This is a genomic window from Streptomyces sp. JLBT605 (assembly GCF_058215555.1).
This window is the reverse complement of sequence record NZ_CM177087.1, coordinates 3,496,036-3,513,301: the sequence shown is the minus strand read 5'-3', so window position 1 is coordinate 3,513,301 and position 17,266 is coordinate 3,496,036. Positions and strand designations below refer to the sequence as shown.

Genomic DNA, 17,266 nt, shown 5'->3' with positions numbered 1-17,266 from the left:
CGATCTCCAGCCGTTTCGGAACTTTGTTTCAGAACGCTGTTTCAAAACGACGTTATCAGAGAAAGTACGCTGTTCACCGTGGGTAGGCCGAGAACGAACGACGACACCGTCAGAGAGCGCCTTGTGGCGAGCGCGACCGAGATGCTCGCCACCCGTCCGCAGGAGTCGGTCACCGTCCGCGCCCTGGCCGCTGCCGCGGGGGCGTCGACGACGGCGGTGTACTCCTTGTTCGGCGGCAAGGACGGGCTGATCGGCGAGGTGCGCAACAGGGCCGTCGCCGGCCTGTTCCAGGAGGTGTCGGCGGCGCCGGCCTCCGAGGACCCCCTCGCCGACCTCTACGCGCTGGCCGCCGCATACCGTCGATGGGGACGCGAACACAGCCACCTCTACACGGTGCTCTTCGGCGGAGTGCAATCCTTCGACCCGTCGGGCCCGGTCGGCACCAGTGACCCCATCGGGCCGCTCCTCGCGGCGATCGATCGCGCCCTGACGGCGTCCGTCCTCGCCGGCGAGGCGACGTCCATCGCCCTCTCGCTCTGGGTGACCCTCCACGGGCTCGTCACTCTCGAACTGGCCGGCGCCTTCGACGCCGCCACCGCCGAGGCCACCTTCCGATCGACGATTCCCGCAACGCTGCGCGGCTGGACGACCCCCGAGATCTTCCGGGGCCTTCGAGACGCCGACCCGGCCCCGTAACGCTGATCGCGGCCGACCCGCCACGCCACACCCCCCATGACACGACAGCGGGGTGGCGGCCGCATGGCCGCCACCCCGTCTGGTCCGGTTCGAAGAAGGCCTGCCCGGCTGTCCGGGCCTTGACGCGCCCCGGCGTCAGCCGCGGCCGCCCAGCGCGGGCTGCTCCTGCTTGAACGCCCACGGCATCTTCGGTTCCATCACGAAGCGGAACACGCGCTGCACCGGCGGCGTGCACAACACGGTGACCACGGTCGCGGCGGCGAGAGTGACGGTGAGCTCGCCGAGGGGGCGGTGGATCCAGTCGTGGTCGTACCACTCCCAGAAGCGGGAGCCCTTGGCGAGGAAGCCGTGCAGCAGATAGCCGTAGAGCGTGCCGGCGCCGAGGATGGTGAAGAACATGTGCCGCTTGGGGACCCAGGCGAAGAAGCACGCGGTCAGCACGATCGAGCAGCCGAACATCGCGAGCGTCATGGCCACGCCGTCCCACCACGGCGCGCCCAGTTCCTGCGCGCTGTCGCGGCGGTAGAACCAGGCGGCGTTCATGCGCGGCGCCGCCCAGTAGGCGACCAGCAGCGCGCCGGCGAAGACCGGGACGGCGAGCTTGCGGGCCTTGATGCCGCGCACCAGGTCGAAGTGGTGGCGCTTGAGGCACAGGCCGACGACGAAGAAGGGCATGAACTGCAGGACGCGCTGCATGTCGAGGTCGTCGCCGATGTCGGGGGAGACGTTGGCGAGCATGGCGACGAGGAGCGCCAGCGGAATCGGCCAGCGGACGATCTTCCACAGGGGGGTGGTCATCCGCCAGACGAACAGCGCGATCAGGAACCAGGTCAGGTACCAGGGGTCGAGCAGGCTGAAGTCGAAGGTCGGGTCGTCGTCGGCCCAGCGCTTGAAGAAGGTGTAGGCGGTCTCGAAGACGACATACGGCACGGCCACGCCGGTGACCAGACGCTTCAGCCGGTCCGGGCGCATGTCGAAACTGCGGGAGAAGTACCCGGAGATGACGATGAACGCCGGCATGTGGAAGGCGTAGACGGTGATGTACAGCGCCGCGGCCAGCCTGCTGTCGTCGCGCAGCGGCTCCCAGGCATGCCCCATGGCGACCAGCACGATCGCCATGAACTTGGCGTTGTCGAAGAACGCGTCGCGCTGCTTCCCCGGCTTGGCGGCCGCGCCCGCGGGTGGCGTGGTCCTCACTTCCCGCGCGTGCGCGGGTCTCTCGGTTTCCGCCTCACTGACGGGAGGCAGGGGAGCGCGCAAGGCGCGGGCTCCGGGCGTCACATCATCCACCGGACCTCCTGGGGCAACTTTTTGAGCAAGTCCGGCGTCTAACGGAAAATACGGGGAACATGGCTGAGCGCTGCATCAGCGGGCACCCTAGTCACATGAACGCGGGTCCGTAAATTTCCGCTGGGTGTGACGTGCGTCAAGATCAAGCCACGGCGGGGCCGAGGGGCTTTCCGCACGTCGCCACCGGAAGGCCGGGTCGCCGGGGGCCGGGTCAGGGCTGGTCGGCGCGGAGCTGTTGGGCCGTGTGCTGATAGGCGTCGGCCGCGCGGTGGAAGTAGTCGAAGAGGACTGCCAGCTGGTCGGGGCTGTAGCCGCGGAGGATCTCGGCGATCCGCTCGCGGGCGGGGGCCATGACCTCATCCAGTTCGGCCGGTTTGCCGATGGGCTCGACGATGACTTTGCGGCGGTCCGCGGGGTCGGCGGCGCGGCGGACGTAGCCGGCTTGCTCCAGCCGGTCGATCAGCCGGGTGGTGGGACCGGTGGTCAGGCCGGTGCGGGTGCCGAGTTCACCGGGGGTCATGGGCCCGGCCAGTTCGAGGATGTTCAGCGCGTACAGGTCCGTCGCGCCGAGCCCGCAGGCCTTTGCGCCGGCATGGCCGTGCAGCATCACCGCGCTCAGGTATCGACGGTAGACGCGCGCGGTCTCCGCATCCGTTGACATCCGGTCACCCACTCCCTAATCTCTTCCTCAGAGAAGAGACTTCCTGAACGAAGAAAGCTCTCCAAGGAAGAGTCTACGCGAAGGGCACCGCACGTTCCGTCCGTTCCATTCGTCACCACGAAAGGACCGCACCGCCATGAACACCGCCGCCGCCATGAACACCGCCGCCGCCATGGAGATCGCCGCCGTCCTGCGCCGCAGCCAGGACGCCTGGGAGCACGGCGACGGCGCCGCCTACGGCGCCTGCTTCACCCCCGACGCCACCGACGTCACCTTCGTCGGCACCGTCTACCGCGGCGCCGACGACATCGGCCGCGCCCACCAGGCGCTCTTCGACAGCTTCCTGAAAGGCACCCGCCTCCACCTGGAGATCGTCGAGAGCCGCATGCTCACCCCGGACACCGCCGTCGTCGTCACCCGCGGTGAGGTCGCCAAGAAGGCGCCCAAGCGCCTGGCCAAGCGCGCCACCTACACCCTCGTCCGCGACACCGGCGGCGCCTGGCGCATCGCGGCCGTCCAGAAGACCAAGCACAACCGCCTCATGGAGGCGATCTCCTTCAGGTTCCAGCCGCGAACGGTGCCCGCCGGGCCGGCGACCGCGGCCCGGTCCTGACCACCCGGGCTCTGCCCTGACCACCCCGGCCGAGACCGGTCAGGCGGTGATGCCGCGGTTGAAGGCCGAGCGCGCCCACACATAGCCGACCAGGGCGAGGCCGGTGCACCAGGCGAGCGCGGTGAGCGCGCTGTTGCCGATCCCGGTGCCCATCAGCAGGCCCCGCAGCGTCTCGATGAGCGGCGTGAAGGGCTGGTATTCGGCGAACCAGCGCAGGCCGGTGGGCATCGAGTCGGTCGGGACGATGGCGCTGCCCATGAGGGGGAGCAGGGTGAGCGGCATGGGCATGTTGCTCGCGGACTCGACCGTCTTGGCCACCAGGCCCATGGCGACCGACAGCCAGGTGAGCGCGAGGGTGAGCAGGGCGAGCAGGCCGGCGGCCGCGAGCCACTCGACGGGGGTGGCGGTGGGCCGGAAGCCGGTCAGCAGCGCTATGCCGATGACGAGGACGAGGCAGACCAGCGTCTGGATCACACTGCCGACGACATGCCCGGTCAGGAACGACGACCGGGAGATCGGCATGGTGCGGAAGCGGTTGACGATGCCTTCGGTCTTGTCCACGCAGACGCTGACGGCCGCGGCCAGCGCCCCGGAGGTCGCGGCCATCAGGATGATGCCGGGGGCGACGTAGTCGATGTAATCGCCGCCTCCGGTGGGCAGGGCGCTGATGCCCGATCCCAGGGCGTTGCCGTACACGTAGTTGAACAGCAGGAGCATCATGACCGGCATCGCGATCACCGCCACCGTCAGCGACGGATAACGCAGCGCGCGCTTGAGGTTGCGCCGCAGCATCGTCATCGAGTCGCTGACCGCGTAGGGCAGGGCGCTCATCGGACCTTCTCCTCGGGGGTGGTGGCGGAGGTGGTGGCGGGGGCGAGGACGGGGGCGCCGTCGCCGGGCCGGGGGCGGCCGGTGAGGGTGAGGAAGACGTCGTCGAGATCGGGGGTGTGGACGGTGAGCTCCTCGGCCTGGACCGACGCGTTGTCGAGGATGTCCAGGACGGCACGGAGGGTGGGGATGCTGCCGTCGCTGGGGACATGGAGGGTGAGCGCCTCCGTCCGGGTGACGACGCCGAAGAGGTCGGCAGCCGCGTCGAGCGCCTGCGCGTCGGCGAACCGGAGGCGGATGTGGCCGCCGGGGATGCGGCGCTTCAGATCCTCCGCGGTGCCCTCGGCGACGATCCTCCCCTGATCCAGCACGGCGATGCGGTCGGCGAGTTCGTCGGCCTCGTCCAGGTACTGCGTGGTCAGGAAGATCGTGACGCCTTCGTCCTCGACCAGACCGCGGATGGTCTCCCACATGGTGCGCCGGCTGCGCGGGTCGAGCCCGGTGGTCGGCTCGTCGAGGAAGATCACCCGCGGATCGCCGACCAGGGTCATCGCCAGGTCGAGCTTGCGCCGCATGCCCCCGGAGAAGGTGGCCGCCGGCCGCTTGGCCTCGTCCAGCAGATCGAAGCGGCGCAGCAGTTCGACGGTGCGCCGGCGCCCTTCGTGGCGGCCCAGATGGCGCAGGTCCGCCATGAGGCGCAGGTTCTCCTCGGCGGTCAGCAGGTTGTCCACCGCGGAGAACTGGCCGGTGACGCCGATCGCACGGCGCACGCCGTCAGGGTCGCGGACCAGGTCGTGGCCGGCGATCCGCACCTGGCCGGCGTCCGCCGGGACGAGGGTGGAGAGGATCTGCACGGTGGTGGTCTTGCCGGCGCCGTTGGGGCCGAGCAGCGCGAAGACCGTGCCCTCGGGGATGGTGAGGTCGACGCCGTCCAGCACCACCTTGGCGCCATAGGACTTGGACAACCCGATGGCGTCGATCGCCGAGGCGGTGCTGGTCGCGCATGGTGCGGTCATGACAGTCATGCCTCATTCCGGTGGTGTGGCCGGTGATCCGGCGGTGGGGCCCGGTAACCCGGTGCGGTGGCTGGTCATCACGGGGGTGGGGTGGTGGCCGGTCAGGAGCGGTGGATCACGATGTCGCCGACGGCGGTGCGGGCGCGCACCTCGACGGTCTCCTCCGAGGCTTCGGGGCCCTCGGCGGAGCTCAGGGAGTTGCGTACGGTGCCGTAGCGGGTGTTGACGTCGAGCCAGGCGGCGGTGGCCTCACGGATGCCGACCTCGATGGAGCCGGCGGCTGACTGGAGCTCGCACCGGCCGCGCGCCACCTCGCCGATCCGGATGCCGCCGTTGGCGGACTTGGCCTCGACTCCGGCGTGCGCGACTCCGACGGAGATGCGGCCGTTGGCGCTGCTGGTCCGCAGGGCGCCGGTGACCTCGCCGATCGTGGTCTCGCCGTTGCCGTTCTTGACCACCGCGGCGCCCGCGATCTCCCCGATCTCGATCCGCCCCACACCGACGACCTCGGCGTCCCCGGACACCTGGTCCACGCGGATGTCGCCGTAGTCGGTCCGCAGGTTCACGGCTGCCGCCGCGTCCACCCGGATGGCGCCGAACGAGGTCTTGAGCCGGCACTCCCCGAGCGGACCGGCACAGGCGAAGTCCGCCATCGGCGACACGGCCAGGACGTCGGAGCCGGCCGGCAGCTCGATGGTCACCTCCAGCGACCCGCCCCTGCCGAACAGCGAACGCTTCTTGGGGCCCTTGACCAGCAACCTGCCGTCCGAGCAGGTGACCTTGGTCTGCTGCGCGGCGCGCACGTCGGCGTCCCTGCCACTGTCGCTCGGCAGCACCTCCACGACCGTGTCCAGACGCTTGCCGGCGATGATCCGAGCGGACCCCATCTCGAATTCGAGGGTGACGGAGATGGGTTCGGGCGTGTCGAAAGTAGGCATGGCTGTCCCGTCCTCATGGCTCTGGGAGTGCGATCCCGCCGGTGGCGGGGTGAAGGAAAGGTGGTGCGGTGCGCCCTAGCGGACCCAGCCCGTGTAGCCCTGCCGGCCCCGCGGGCGGCCGCGGTCCGGTGTGCGGTGCGCCGCGCCGGGTTCGAGGGCGGTTCCTACGGCCTGCACCAGCCAGGCGTTGACCGAGAGCCCCTCCTGCGCCGCGGCCTCCTCGACCCGGGTCTTGAGGTGGGCGGGCAGGCGGAAGTTGATGCGCGCGGTGCCGCCCTCGTCGGCCTCCGAAGACGCGGGCGGGGCGGGCGGCGCGGGGGCCCGCACACCGCCCGGCGCGCCCGCACGCTCGTCGGCTTCCGCGTACGGCTCCTGGGCCGGCGGTGCTGTCACGACGAACTCGGGGTCGAGCCCGCGCAGCCGTACGTCGACCGATCCCGGCGCCAGGTCCCTGGTGACCTCCGCCATGGCCGCGGAGAGCGCGTTCAGCAGGATCAGCCGGGCGGCCGATTCCAGGGGTGTGGTGAGCCGCTCGGCCAGGGCACGGGCTTCGTCGCCGCCGGCGTCCGCGGCGTCGGCGAGCTGATGCCGGAGGTTGTTCACATACGGCGTGAGGTCCATGACGCCATCATGGCACCACGGTGGCACCATCGCAAGGACTATGGCGCCAGAGTGGCGCAGATTGCCGCCGTCGTGGCGCCGCTTGGCACCATGTGGCGCCATGTGGCGCCGCTCCGCGCGGGAGCTCGTTCAGGGCCTACAGCCAGCCCTGCCGGCGGGCGGCGCGGACCGCTTCCATGCGGTTGCGGGTGCCCGTCTTGCCGATCGCCGAGGACAGGTAGTTGCGCACCGTCGACTCCGACAGATGGAGCTTCGCCGCGATGTCGGCGATCGTCGCTCCGTCCACCGCGGCGCCCAGCGCGTCCCGCTCGCGCGCGGTGAGGGGGTTCGGGCCCGCGCTCAGTGCCGCCGCGGCCAGCGCCGGGTCGATCACCGTCTCACCGGCCAGCACCCGGCGTATCGCGTCGGCCAACTCCTCGACCGGCCCGTCCTTGACGAGGAAGCCCGTGGCCCCCGCCTCCATCGCCCGGCGCAGATAGCCGGGCCGGCCGAAGGTCGTCAGGATCATCACCCGGCAGTCGGGGAGCCGGCCGCGGAGCTCGGCGGCCGCGTCCAGGCCGCTGCGGCCGGGCAGTTCGATGTCCAGCAGCGCCACGTCGGGACGTGCGGCGAGCGCGGCGTCCAGGATCTCGTCGCCCCGGGACACCTGGGCGACCACCTCGATGTCCTCCTCGAGCCCGAGCAGCAGGGCCAGGGCTCCGCGCATCATGCCCTGGTCCTCGGCCAGTAGGACGGTGATCATCCAGTGTGCTCCTTCTCGGCGGCGGCCCGCTCCCCCACCGGCGGCTCCCCGACCGAGGGCTCCCCCACCGCCGGCTCCCCGACCGGCAGTTCGGCGATCGGCAGCTCAGTGATCGGCAGCTCGGCGACGACCTGGAAGCCGCGCCGTGGCGCGGGACCCGATCGCAGTGAGCCACCGGCCGCCGCGACCCGCTCGGTCAGGCCCTTCAGCCCGCTGCCGGGCGTGCCCGAGCCTACGCCCCGCCCGTCGTCGTTGATCATCAGCCGGGCCCGTTCGGAGTCGCCGGCCACCTCGATCTCGCAGCGGGTGGCGGCGGCGTGCCGGATGACATTGGTGACGGCCTCCCGGACCACCCAGCTCAGCAGCGCTTCGGCCTGCGGCTCCAGCGGCGGACCCGACTGCCGTACGACGGGCTCGACTCCGGCCGCGGTGAGCGCCGAGCGGGCCCGGTCGAGCTCGGTGACGAGGCTGCCCTCGCGGTAGCCGGTGACCGCCTCGCGGATCTCGGTCAGGGCCTGCCGGCCGACCGCCTCGATGTCGGAGATCTGCGTCAGCGCGGCGCCCATGTCCCGTGGCGCGAGCCGGCGCGCGGCCTCGGACTTGACCACGATCACCGACAGCGTGTGCCCGAGCAGATCGTGCAGGTCACGGGAGAACCGGAGCCGTTCCTTCTCGACCGCGCCGCGGGCCAGCTCCTGACGGGTGGCGTGCAACTCGTGGACCGTCTCGGAGAGCCGGAGGATCACGGAGGTGACCATTCCGGAGAGCAGCGTGCCGTAGGCCACGGAGATGGCGTCCCAGCCGTCGTGCAGCCCGGCGGTGATCCCGGCCACCGCGCTCAACGGCATGATCACCTGGGGAAGCCGGCGGCTCCGCAGCACCGACCCGGTGGCCAGGCTCAGCAGCGGGAAGAACAGCAGCCAGTCACCGCCGTAGCCGCCGGCGAGCCCGAGGGTGACCGCGCCCATCACGACCAGCATCCAGCGGGTGGCCGCCGCCTCCCGGGCCTGTTTGTCGAAGGCCCGGAAGACCACCGCGATGTAGAGGGAGTTGAAGACCAGCAGTCCGAGAACGCCGGCCCAGGGGTTGGGCGTCTCGCCTTGGAGGAGGTTGGAGAAGGCACCCAGTCCCATCAGCAGCCAGGGCAGCATGGCGAAACCGCCGGGCGGCCCGGGGGCCTCGGTCCCGCGGCAGCCCCTGCGCGCGAAGCGCGCCCGGCCCGGTCGCTCCGTGCGGTCCTTCCGGTCGTTCCCGAACATCGTCCCCCCGATCATGCGGTCCTCGCCGACCGACGGTACGAGGTCACCGCGTACGCGCCGAACACCAGCAGCCAGCCGGTCAGCACCGCGCAGCTGACGAGGCCGGGTGCGCTGCCGTCCGAAGCCGACCAACCCAGGTCGGCGAAGCGGTTGGTGGGGGTGTACTGGGCCACCGAGCGCAGCCAGCCGGGGAAGTCGCCCACCGGGAACCACAGCCCGCCGAGGACGGCGAGCCCCAGGTTGCACGCCACGTTCACCACGCCCGTGCTCTGGGCCGAGAGCCGGTAGCCGTTGCCGATGCCGAGGAGGGTGAAGGGCAGCGAGCCGGCCCAGAGCAGCACGGTCAGCAGCAGCCACTGCCAGGCGTCCATCCGCACGCCGTTGACCAGGGCACCGGCCGCCAGCACCGCGACGATGGCCGGCAGCACGACCACCGAGCCGGTCACCGCCCGCCCGGCCACCACCTGGCGGGGGCTCAGCGGGATGATCCGCAGCTGCCGCAGCCAGCCGGTCGACTTGTCCTCGGCGACGCCCGTCCCCGTGGACAGGGCGGCGCCCAGCGCCCCGTACGCGGCCATGCCGACCATGCCGGCCGTCTCCCACTTCCCGGCGCCGTCACCGACGTTGCTGAAGAGCAGGTACATCAGCACCGGCATCCCCATGCCGAAGACGACGAATCCCGTGTCGCGCAGCGAGCGGCGGACTTCCAGCTTCACGTACTCGGCGATCATCGGGCGGTCTCCAGTGCCGGGGCGGAGGTCAGCGGGGCGGAGGTCGGTGAGGCTGAGGTCGCCGAGCCGGAAGTCGCCGAGCCGGATGCCACCGGCTCGGACGTCAGGGCGAGGAAGGCGTCGTCGAGCGAACCGTGGGTCACCTCCAGGCGCCGGAAGCCGCCGAGCGCGACCAGTGCGACGACGGTGGCGTCGGAGTCGTCCGTACGCAGCCGGGCGCGATCCCCACGGATCTCCACCGCGGCGACGCCGGGCAGTCGGGCGAGCCCCTCGCTGGAACGGCCGGTCAGTTCGAAGGAGACGAGGCTGCCGCCGGCCGCCTGCTTGAGCTGTTCGCCGCTGCCGTCGGCGACGATCCGGCCGCGGTCGATGACGACGATCCGGTCGGCGTGCGCGTCGGCCTCCTCCAGGTAGTGGGTGGAGAACAGCACGGTGTTCCCGCGGCGGGCGTAGGCGCGCATGGAGTCCCAGAAGGCGTGCCGCGCCTCGACGTCCAGGGCGGCGGTCGGCTCGTCGAGGACGATCAGCTCGGGGCCGCCGGCCAGGGCGACGGCGAACCGGACGCGCTGGGCCTGGCCGCCGGAGAGCCGGTCGACGCGGCGGTCGGCCAGCTCGGTGAGACCGGCGAGTTCCAGGGCCTCGGCAACGGGCATCGGGTGGGGGTAGGTACGCGCGACGAACGCGACGAGCTCGCGGACGGTGACGCGGGGCACCGGGCGGCCGTCCTGGAGCATCGCGCCGACCCGGCCGGACCGTACGGCACGCTCGGGAGCCTCGCCGAAGAGCCGGACCCGGCCGGTGTCCGGCTCGTTCAGGCCGAGGAGCAGGCCGATCGTCGTCGACTTGCCGGCGCCGTTGCGGCCGAGGAGGGCGACGGTCTCGCCGCGCTGTATGTCGAGGTCGATGCCGGCCACGGCACGTACCGCTCCGAACTCCTTGACCGCCCCGGCGAAGTGCACCGCGGGGGCGGTCCCTGGTTGCTGCGTCATGTCCCAGACGCTACGGATTCCGGCGGTGGCCTCGGCAGATGCGCATGTACGGAGTCGGCGGTGACAAATGTCCTGGGGGTGGGTCAGGCGGTGAGGTCGGTCTCCCGCGCCGCGGCCGGCTCCGGAGCGGACTCTCGGGCGGCCTCCGGGGCGGACTCGGGGGCGGCCTCCAGGGCAGTCTCCGGGGTGGACTCGGGGGCGGTCTGCGGGGTGGACCCCGGCTTGTTGTCGCGCATGACGAGGGTGGCCAGCAGGGCGGCGGCGAGGACGCCGACGGCGCTGATGGTGAAGGTCGTCGACATGGAGGTGGCGAAGGCTTCCCGGGCGGCGCGGATCAGCCCGGCGTCGCCGTGGGCGGCGGCCAGCGCGTCGGCGATGGAGTGCTTGGCCTGCTCGGGCGCGTCGTCGGGCATCTCGCGGGCGAAGCCGCTGGAGAGCAGCGAGCCGAGGATCGCGATGCCCAGCGCGGTGCCGGCCTGCTGGATGGTGTCGTTCAGGGCCGAACCGACGCCCGCCTTCTCCGGCGGGATGGTGCCCATCAGCGCGCCGACCGCGGCCGGCATCGCCAGACCCGCGCCGAGGCCGAGCAGGCCGAGCGCGATGGCCGGGACGGTGAAGCCGGTGTCGGCGGTGACGGTGGTCAGCAGCGCGAAGGAGCCGACCATCAGCAGCATCCCGGCCAGGATCAGCAGGCGGTTGCCGATCTTCGCCGCGAGCTGGGCACCGGCGACGTTGCCGACCAGCGCGGTGACGGCCAGCGGGACGAAGGCCAGGCCGGCCTTGATCGGCGAGTAGCCGAGGACGGACTGCAGGTACTGGGTGAGCACCAGCAGCAGGCCGCCGTTGCCGATCTGCACCAGGGCCAGGGAGAGCGAACCGCCGGTGAAGTCACGGTTCTTGAAGAGGACCAGCGGCACCATCGGCGAGGCGGTGGTGTTCTCCCAGATCACGAAGGCCACCAGGGCGACGACCGCGACGGCCAGGGTGACGGTCGACCGGCCGCCGAGGGCGCCGTGCTCCGGGAGGGCGATGATCCACCACACCAGCGCGGTCATGCCGACGGCGGACAGCACCGCGCCGAGCGGGTCGGGCTTGGCCCAGGGGCCCTTGGACTCCGGCATCAGGGTGAGGCCGGCGACGATGGCCAGCGCGACGACCGGCACGTTGATGAGGAAGATCGAGTGCCAGGAGAAGTGGTCGATCAGCACGCCGCCGAGCACCGGGCTGCCGACGAGTCCGAGCATGGACACCGAGCTCCAGGCCGCCATCGCCTTGCCGCGCTCCGCCTCGTCGAAGACGGTGATGAGGATGGAGAGCGTCGAGGGCATGATCAGCGCGCCGCCGACCCCCATCGCGACCCGCACGGCTATCACTTCGCCGGGGCTGGTGCAGAAGGTCGCGGCCAGTGAGGCCACTCCGAAGAACAGCAGGCCGATCAGCATCACCTTCCGCCGGCCGAACCGGTCGCCGAGGCTGCCGGAGGTGAGCAGGAGGCCGGCGAAGACCAGGATGTAGGAGTCGAGGATCCACTGGGTGTCCTGGGCGCTCGCGCCGATGTCCTCGGTCATCGCCGGCACCGCGATGGTCAGGGCCATGTTGTCGACCACCAGGACCAGCGTGCTCAGGCACAGCACGATCAGGATCCACCAGCGACGTGGATGACGGGTTTCCATGAGGACTTCCTTCCGACTTGCGCACACCGATCCTTTGATGCGAACACTGTACGCACACCGGAACAGTGTGCGCAACACTGATCCCTGTACGCTGAAGAGGAACGCCGTACGCAGCGCGAGAGCACCGCCCGCACCATTCGCCGCCCGAGGAGCGCCATGGCCGCCAAGTCCAAGCCGAACCCGATCCCGTCCGTGTGGGCACGGCAGCGGCCCGAGCCCGACCAGCCCGCGCTCAGCCGGGCCGCGATCGTCCGGGAGGCGATCGCCATGCTGGACGCCGAGGGCGTCGAGGCCCTGAGCATGCGCAAGCTCGGTGCCCGCCTGAACGCCGGCGCCACCTCCCTCTACCGGCATGTCGCCACCAAGGACGAGCTGATGGAGCTCGCGGTGGACGAGGTCGCCGCCGAGATCACCGTCCCCGCCGCGGACTTCGGCCCCCAGGACGCCCATGCCGACGACCCCCGCTGGCGGGCCGCCGTCACCGAGGCCGCGCACTCCTTCCGCGACACGGCGCTGCGCCACCGCTGGCTGGCGTCCGTCCTCGGCCAGGCGGGTCTGGCCTACCTGGGCCCCAACCTGATGTCCTTCTCCGACCGGTTGGCCGCCCTCTTCGCGGCCGCCGGATTCCCCGAGCCCAGCCGCGCCATCGACACCGTCCTGTCGTACGTCATCGGGATGAGCACCACCGAGGCCGCCTGGCTGAGCACCATCGCCCGCTCCGGCGAGACCGAGGCCGGCTTCATCGCCCGGCTCATGCCCGCCGCCCAGCAGGCCGCGGCCGACCACGCCCACCTCGCCGACGCCTACTCCGACGCCGCCCCCGTCGCCACCACCGACCCGGCCGAGCTCCGGGACGGCAAGTTCGCCTACGGCCTCGAGGTCGTCCTCGACGGCCTGGCCCTGCGGCTCCCCTCGCCCGGCGCCTGAAACGACCGGTGGCGGGGAGGGCGCCCTGCCCTCCCCGCCACCGCGGCCGGCTGTCTCAGATCACCTCAGATGCGGTCCGCGGCGATCAGCAGGTAGTGGAAGCTGCCCTCGCGGTAGGCGGTCAGGAACGGGTCCTCGACGCCGGTGGCGAGCGAGGACTTCGCCCGCAGCTCCCAGTAGGGGATGGTCGCGGCCGTGAGGTCGACGACGTTGATCGGCACCAGCCCGTTGGCGGCGAGCGCCTTGAAGTACGCGCTGCGCGGGTGGATGTTGCAGGTGTAGTGCTCGTCGATGCGGCTGACCGCCTTGGAGCGGCCGCCGGTCACGTCGTTGTAGCAGCCGGTGATGGTGACGTAGCGGCCGCCGTAGGCGAGCTGGCGGGCGTGTTCGGCGAAGAGCTGCTCCAGGTCCACGTACATGGTGGACTCGTTGTTCCAGATCGCCTGGAACGCGCCGGTGGGCAGGCCGGTGTCGAGCATGTTGCGGAAGTGGTAGCGGACCTTGCCGTCCACGCCGCGCTTGCGGGCCTCTCCGCCTGCGAAGTCGACCTGCGCCTGGGAGATGGAGACGCCGTCGACCTGGCAGCCGAAGCGGGCGTTGGCCATGATGCTGGTCCCGCCCCGGCCGCAGCCGGCGTCCAGCAGCCGGTGGTCGGGCGCGATGGGGCCGAGGTGGTCGAGGAGGACATCCGCCTGGGCGGACTCCAGCCGGTGCAGCTCCTCGATGATGCGCCCGTCCCGGGTCTCCTCGGGGCCCTCCAGGACGGAGGGGTCGAAGTCGCCGAGGCCGTAGTGGTGGTGGTAGAGGCCGTCGACGTCGCCGAGTCGCAGGTTGACCGGGTCCTTTTCGTTGTTCCAGTACGTCGCGACGGCCCGCTGGTAGTCGGTGCGCAGGACGGAAGCGGTGGTGTCCGGAGTGGTGGTCATCGGTGGGGCTCCTTACGGCTGACGCCTTGCGGGGAAAACCTTGCGGGGAAACAGGGAGAGGTGGTCGAAGGGGACGCGGTGCGAGGGTGGTTCAGGCGGCGTCGGTGCCGGCGTAGCGGGCGCTGCCGCTGTGCCACTCGCGGTTGCCGCCGAGCCAGGCCCACACGCCCGCCAGGAAGCGGCGCAGCTCCGGGGAGCCGGTGAGGGCGAGGGCGGCCGCCTCCGCCTCGAATCCATGGACCAGCTCGTCGTGGATCTCCACGCTCCGCGCCACCGCTTCCCGCAGTGAGCACCGCTCCTCCGCGGCGATCACCGTGGGCAGGTTGAAGTCCTGGCCCAAGGCGTGGTCTTCCTTGGCCATCGAGTACAGGTCGTTGACGAGCGTGCTGGCGGTGCCGGCCATGGTGAGGGCGCGGCGCACCCGCGGGTCGGCGTACTCCTCGGCCGTCAGCCGATAGCCGTCCACCACGTCGATCAGCGCCAGACAGGGCACGAAGCTGTTGATCTGCCGGTGCGCCAGGTACTCCCAGACCGCGGGCATCCGGCCCTGGGTCCGCCACGCCCCCTCCTGGCCGTAGCCGACGAACAGCACGTCGATCTCGTGGCGGAGCCGGGCCACCTGGCTCCAGTCGGCGTAGCGCGCCAGGTGCGCGAAGGAGGAGCGCAGGGCGACCCGGACCGGGTCGGCGCGCAGGCCCTTCTCCACGTCGGCCAGGTAGCGGAGCGGGGGGTGCACCGGGTCCATGGCCGTGTGGGCGAGGCCCAGGTGCGAGCCGAGGTGTCCCGGTGTGGTGCCGGTGGTCTCGTCGTCGCAGTAGTAGTCGTCCGTGGCCCACTCCGCCAGCGCGCACCGGGCCGCGGCCAGCAGCCGCTCCGGGTCGTCGGTGCCGGGATGGGCCAGCATCATCAGGCGCCCGAAGTCGGCGCCGCGTACGTGGTCGAGCCGGCCGGCGTAGATGCCGACCTCCTCGGCCCACTCGATCAGCCGCTCGTTGACCTCCTCGGCGAGCGCGGGATCGTCCCGGAGCGGTGGCGGGCAGTACAGCTCCGGAACGGCCGTGTCCGATGGCCCGGAGGCTGCCGGGGCCGGATGAGCGGCGGGGGTGGTCTCGGGGCGGGCGCCGGCCGGCCGCGCGGGGCGGACGCGGGCGGCGGAGGTGCCCAGCCCGGTCGGCCCCTGCGGCAGACCGGCGAAGGCGCCCGCCACGGCCCCGCTCCGCCCGCCTTCTCCGGCCCCGGCGCGCCGCCCGCTCAAGGAGCCGGGCAGGGTCCGGGGCGCGCCGCCCCGCTGCTGGGACAGCACGGCGGTCACCAGCTCCGCCACCTCATGGCCGGCGCTGGACGCGATCATCCGGGACAGCAGTGACACCGTTCTCTCCGTTCTCGAAGGACGCCAGGGCCCCGGGGGACTGAGGGGGAACTCGGGACCTGGGGACGGCCTGGGGGTGGCGGGAGGGGGAATCCGACGGAAGAGGGGAAGCCCGCGGCAGTCCTCAGTAGCGGGAGACCTCGACGTTCTCCAGGACGCCGAGGGCGTCGGGGACCAGCACGGCGGCCGAGTAGTAGGTGCTGACCAGGTAGGAGATGATCGCCTGGTCGTTGATGCCCATGAAGCGGACGTTGAGGCCCGGCTCGTACTCGTCGGGGATGCCGGTCTGGCGCAGCCCGATCACACCCCCGTCCTCCTCGCCGGTGCGCATCGCGAGGATCGAGGAGACGCCGTTCTCCGAGACGGGGAGCTTGCCGCACGGGAGGATCGGCACGCCCCGCCAGGCCGGGATGCGGTGGCCGCCCAGGTCGGCGCTGTCGAAGTAGATGCCGCGCTTGTTGCACTCGCGGCCGAAGGCGGCGATGGCGCGGGGGTGGGCGAAGAAGGCCCTGGTCGAGCGCCGCATGCTCAGCAGCTCGTCCAGGTCGTCGGGGGTGGGCGGGCCGGAGCGGGTCTGGATGCGCTGGGAGTAGTCGGCATTGTGCAGCAGCCCGAACTCGCGGTTGTTGACCAGCTCGTACTCCTGGCGCTCGCGCAGCGCCTCGATGGTCAGCCGCAGTTGCTGCTCGACCTGGTCCATCGGCTCGTTGTAGAGGTCGGCGACCCGGCTGTGCACCCGCAGCACGGTCTGCGCCACGCTCAGCTCGTATTCGCGGGGGTCGGCCTCGTAGTCCACGAAGGTGCCCGGCAGCACCGGCTCGCCCTCGTGGCCGGAGGCGATCGCGATGTCGGCCTCCCCGCGCTTGTTCCGCGGCTGCTCCCCCTCGGCCTGCCGCCGCTGGACGTGCGCCCGAAGCAGCGCGCTGCGCCCGGCCACCTCCTCATAGGCCGCCCGCGGTAGCGCCAGCACCGTGGTCGTGGTGACCGCGCGGGCGGTGAACTCCCACTCCCCGGGCGCTTCCGCCACCACCTGGCCGCCGAAGAACCCGCCGTCGGCGAGCGCGCCCAGCCGGGCCTCCTCGCCGTACTTGCCCGTCCCGATCCGCTCCACCTTGCCGTGCGCGATCAGGAAGACGTGGTCGGTCGGGCGTCCGGCTTCCGCCAGCACCTCACCGGGTTCGTACTCCCGCTGCTGGAACCGCTCGGCCAGCGAGCGCAGCACCTCGACGTCGTCGAACCCGCGCAGCAGCGGGAGTTCGCCGAGTTCCGCGGGGATGACCCTGACCTCGGCACCGTGCTGCACGAAGGTCACCCGCCCGTCGCCGACCGCGTAGGCCAGGCGCCGGTTGACCCGGTAGGCGCCGCCGCGCACCTCCACCCACGGGAGCGTCCGCAGCAGCCAGCGCGAGCTGATGCCCTGCATCTGCGGCAGCGACTTGGTGGTGGTCGCCAGATTCCGCGCGGCCGCGATCCCCAGGCTGAGCTGCGCGTGTCCCGCGGACCGCTCCGGCTGCTGCGGCTGTTCCGGCGTCAATCCGGTGGGCATGGAAAGGTCCTCTTCCCTCGGGGGTGGGTGGGGGCCATGGGAGTCGCCGGACGGCGCCGACCGGCCGTCCCGGGAACTCCGGCGCGCCAGTGAATCAGCGCGTAATGATCTCGGTCGAGGGTGACCGAATGCGCACACAGCGCATTTGCGCCATGTCTTCCACCGTCACCCCTCCGGCCTCTTGTGCACCTCTGCACCCATTGGTCCCGTGACGCTTCCCTCGCCCCGACCCGAGGGGTGCGGCAGGCGGGCCCGGGGCGGCGGCGGCGCGCTCCCCGAAGACGGCGGAAATGCTTCGTGCCCAGGCCGTTTTGTGACAGGTGGGGTTGCGCGAAACGGGTGGGACTGGTGAGGGCAACGCGCGGCAAAGACCTGGACATCGATCCATCAACCGGCCGTACATGCGACATGGGGCGGGCACTCCCTAGGAGGTATTCCAGG

Annotated in this window: 17 protein-coding genes; 3 read left to right on the top strand and 14 right to left on the bottom strand. The window is 71.6% G+C overall.

What is annotated here, in order from left to right; all coding sequences use genetic code 11:
* The first annotated feature begins 78 nt into the window (after positions 1 to 78).
* Positions 79 to 696 (top strand): TetR/AcrR family transcriptional regulator, encoded by a 618-nt coding sequence (locus tag AC4BDD_RS15205; RefSeq protein ID WP_490691544.1) that lies wholly within the window; start codon positions 79 to 81, stop codon positions 694 to 696.
* A gap of 135 nt (positions 697 to 831) precedes the next feature.
* Here AC4BDD_RS15205 and AC4BDD_RS15200 read toward each other — a convergent pair whose 3' ends face one another.
* Positions 832 to 1,893: an acyltransferase family protein gene (locus AC4BDD_RS15200; RefSeq protein WP_490691543.1), complete on the bottom strand. Its 1,062-nt coding sequence runs from the start codon at positions 1,891 to 1,893 to the stop codon at positions 832 to 834.
* Between the two features lie 304 nt (positions 1,894 to 2,197).
* A complete protein-coding gene (locus tag AC4BDD_RS15195; protein WP_490691542.1) occupies positions 2,198 to 2,647 on the bottom strand; it encodes a MarR family winged helix-turn-helix transcriptional regulator in 450 nt (149 codons plus the stop codon).
* 136 nt (positions 2,648 to 2,783) lie between these two features.
* Between AC4BDD_RS15195 and AC4BDD_RS15190 the strand changes: the two genes are divergently transcribed.
* Entirely contained in the window at positions 2,784 to 3,260 is a 477-nt protein-coding gene (locus AC4BDD_RS15190; RefSeq protein WP_490691541.1) for an SgcJ/EcaC family oxidoreductase, read from the top strand.
* Positions 3,261 to 3,299: 39 nt separating this feature from the next.
* Here the strand turns inward: AC4BDD_RS15190 and AC4BDD_RS15185 are convergent, their stop codons facing one another.
* The 9 genes from AC4BDD_RS15185 to AC4BDD_RS15145 all read right to left on the bottom strand — a co-directional run bounded on the left by AC4BDD_RS15185 (position 3,300) and on the right by AC4BDD_RS15145 (position 12,057).
* Positions 3,300 to 4,091: an ABC transporter permease gene (locus AC4BDD_RS15185; protein ID WP_490691540.1), complete on the bottom strand. Its 792-nt coding sequence runs from the start codon at positions 4,089 to 4,091 to the stop codon at positions 3,300 to 3,302.
* On the bottom strand, positions 4,088 to 5,104 hold the full coding sequence (locus AC4BDD_RS15180) for an ATP-binding cassette domain-containing protein (RefSeq protein ID WP_490691539.1): 1,017 nt from the start codon (positions 5,102 to 5,104) through the stop codon (positions 4,088 to 4,090). The genes AC4BDD_RS15185 and AC4BDD_RS15180 overlap by 4 nt, the downstream gene beginning before the upstream one ends.
* Positions 5,105 to 5,205: 101 nt before the next feature.
* Positions 5,206 to 6,042: a DUF4097 family beta strand repeat-containing protein gene (locus tag AC4BDD_RS15175; protein WP_490691538.1), complete on the bottom strand. Its 837-nt coding sequence runs from the start codon at positions 6,040 to 6,042 to the stop codon at positions 5,206 to 5,208.
* A 75-nt stretch (positions 6,043 to 6,117) separates the two neighbouring features.
* Complete coding sequence (locus AC4BDD_RS15170; RefSeq protein ID WP_490691537.1) at positions 6,118 to 6,663, bottom strand: toxin-antitoxin system HicB family antitoxin; 546 nt, start codon at positions 6,661 to 6,663, stop codon at positions 6,118 to 6,120.
* A gap of 136 nt (positions 6,664 to 6,799) precedes the next feature.
* Positions 6,800 to 7,405, bottom strand: a complete 606-nt coding sequence (locus tag AC4BDD_RS15165; protein WP_490691536.1) for a response regulator — start codon at positions 7,403 to 7,405, stop codon at positions 6,800 to 6,802.
* Complete coding sequence (locus AC4BDD_RS15160) at positions 7,402 to 8,679, bottom strand: sensor histidine kinase (RefSeq protein WP_490691535.1); 1,278 nt, start codon at positions 8,677 to 8,679, stop codon at positions 7,402 to 7,404. The genes AC4BDD_RS15165 and AC4BDD_RS15160 overlap by 4 nt, the downstream gene beginning before the upstream one ends.
* Positions 8,676 to 9,395, bottom strand: a complete 720-nt coding sequence (locus tag AC4BDD_RS15155; protein WP_490691534.1) for an ABC transporter permease — start codon at positions 9,393 to 9,395, stop codon at positions 8,676 to 8,678. Before AC4BDD_RS15155 ends, AC4BDD_RS15160 begins: the two co-directional genes overlap by 4 nt.
* Positions 9,392 to 10,384, bottom strand: a complete 993-nt coding sequence (locus AC4BDD_RS15150) for an ABC transporter ATP-binding protein (RefSeq protein ID WP_490691533.1) — start codon at positions 10,382 to 10,384, stop codon at positions 9,392 to 9,394. Before AC4BDD_RS15150 ends, AC4BDD_RS15155 begins: the two co-directional genes overlap by 4 nt.
* An 83-nt stretch (positions 10,385 to 10,467) precedes the next feature.
* Entirely contained in the window at positions 10,468 to 12,057 is a 1,590-nt protein-coding gene (locus AC4BDD_RS15145) for an MFS transporter (protein WP_490691532.1), read from the bottom strand.
* A gap of 156 nt (positions 12,058 to 12,213) precedes the next feature.
* Between AC4BDD_RS15145 and AC4BDD_RS15140 the strand changes: the two genes are divergently transcribed.
* Positions 12,214 to 12,984 (top strand): TetR/AcrR family transcriptional regulator, encoded by a 771-nt coding sequence (locus tag AC4BDD_RS15140; RefSeq protein WP_490691531.1) that lies wholly within the window; start codon positions 12,214 to 12,216, stop codon positions 12,982 to 12,984.
* A gap of 65 nt (positions 12,985 to 13,049) precedes the next feature.
* Here AC4BDD_RS15140 and AC4BDD_RS15135 read toward each other — a convergent pair whose 3' ends face one another.
* From AC4BDD_RS15135 to AC4BDD_RS15125, 3 genes are all read right to left on the bottom strand, one after another.
* Positions 13,050 to 13,910 carry a geranyl diphosphate 2-C-methyltransferase gene (locus AC4BDD_RS15135; protein WP_490691530.1) on the bottom strand — a complete coding sequence of 287 codons (861 nt, stop codon included), beginning with the start codon at positions 13,908 to 13,910 and terminating at the stop codon, positions 13,050 to 13,052.
* Between the two features lie 91 nt (positions 13,911 to 14,001).
* Positions 14,002 to 15,279 (bottom strand): family 2 encapsulin nanocompartment cargo protein terpene cyclase, encoded by a 1,278-nt coding sequence (locus tag AC4BDD_RS15130; protein WP_490691529.1) that lies wholly within the window; start codon positions 15,277 to 15,279, stop codon positions 14,002 to 14,004.
* Between the two features lie 124 nt (positions 15,280 to 15,403).
* Positions 15,404 to 16,825, bottom strand: coding sequence for a family 2B encapsulin nanocompartment shell protein (locus AC4BDD_RS15125; protein WP_490691528.1), 1,422 nt, complete (start codon positions 16,823 to 16,825; stop codon positions 15,404 to 15,406).
* Positions 16,826 to 17,266: the final 441 nt, after the last annotated feature.

Coding starts and splice junctions, on each gene's coding strand:
- AC4BDD_RS15195 (WP_490691542.1), bottom strand. CDS start 2,647: ATGTCAACGGATGCGGAGACCGCGCGCGTCTACCGTCGATACCTGAGC.
- AC4BDD_RS15190 (WP_490691541.1), top strand. CDS start 2,784: ATGAACACCGCCGCCGCCATGAACACCGCCGCCGCCATGGAGATCGCC.
- AC4BDD_RS15185 (WP_490691540.1), bottom strand. CDS start 4,091: ATGAGCGCCCTGCCCTACGCGGTCAGCGACTCGATGACGATGCTGCGG.
- AC4BDD_RS15180 (WP_490691539.1), bottom strand. CDS start 5,104: ATGACCGCACCATGCGCGACCAGCACCGCCTCGGCGATCGACGCCATC.
- AC4BDD_RS15175 (WP_490691538.1), bottom strand. CDS start 6,042: ATGCCTACTTTCGACACGCCCGAACCCATCTCCGTCACCCTCGAATTC.
- AC4BDD_RS15170 (WP_490691537.1), bottom strand. CDS start 6,663: ATGGACCTCACGCCGTATGTGAACAACCTCCGGCATCAGCTCGCCGAC.
- AC4BDD_RS15165 (WP_490691536.1), bottom strand. CDS start 7,405: ATGATCACCGTCCTACTGGCCGAGGACCAGGGCATGATGCGCGGAGCC.
- AC4BDD_RS15160 (WP_490691535.1), bottom strand. CDS start 8,679: ATGATCGGGGGGACGATGTTCGGGAACGACCGGAAGGACCGCACGGAG.
- AC4BDD_RS15155 (WP_490691534.1), bottom strand. CDS start 9,395: ATGATCGCCGAGTACGTGAAGCTGGAAGTCCGCCGCTCGCTGCGCGAC.
- AC4BDD_RS15150 (WP_490691533.1), bottom strand. CDS start 10,384: ATGACGCAGCAACCAGGGACCGCCCCCGCGGTGCACTTCGCCGGGGCG.
- AC4BDD_RS15145 (WP_490691532.1), bottom strand. CDS start 12,057: ATGGAAACCCGTCATCCACGTCGCTGGTGGATCCTGATCGTGCTGTGC.
- AC4BDD_RS15140 (WP_490691531.1), top strand. CDS start 12,214: ATGGCCGCCAAGTCCAAGCCGAACCCGATCCCGTCCGTGTGGGCACGG.
- AC4BDD_RS15135 (WP_490691530.1), bottom strand. CDS start 13,910: ATGACCACCACTCCGGACACCACCGCTTCCGTCCTGCGCACCGACTAC.
- AC4BDD_RS15125 (WP_490691528.1), bottom strand. CDS start 16,825: ATGCCCACCGGATTGACGCCGGAACAGCCGCAGCAGCCGGAGCGGTCC.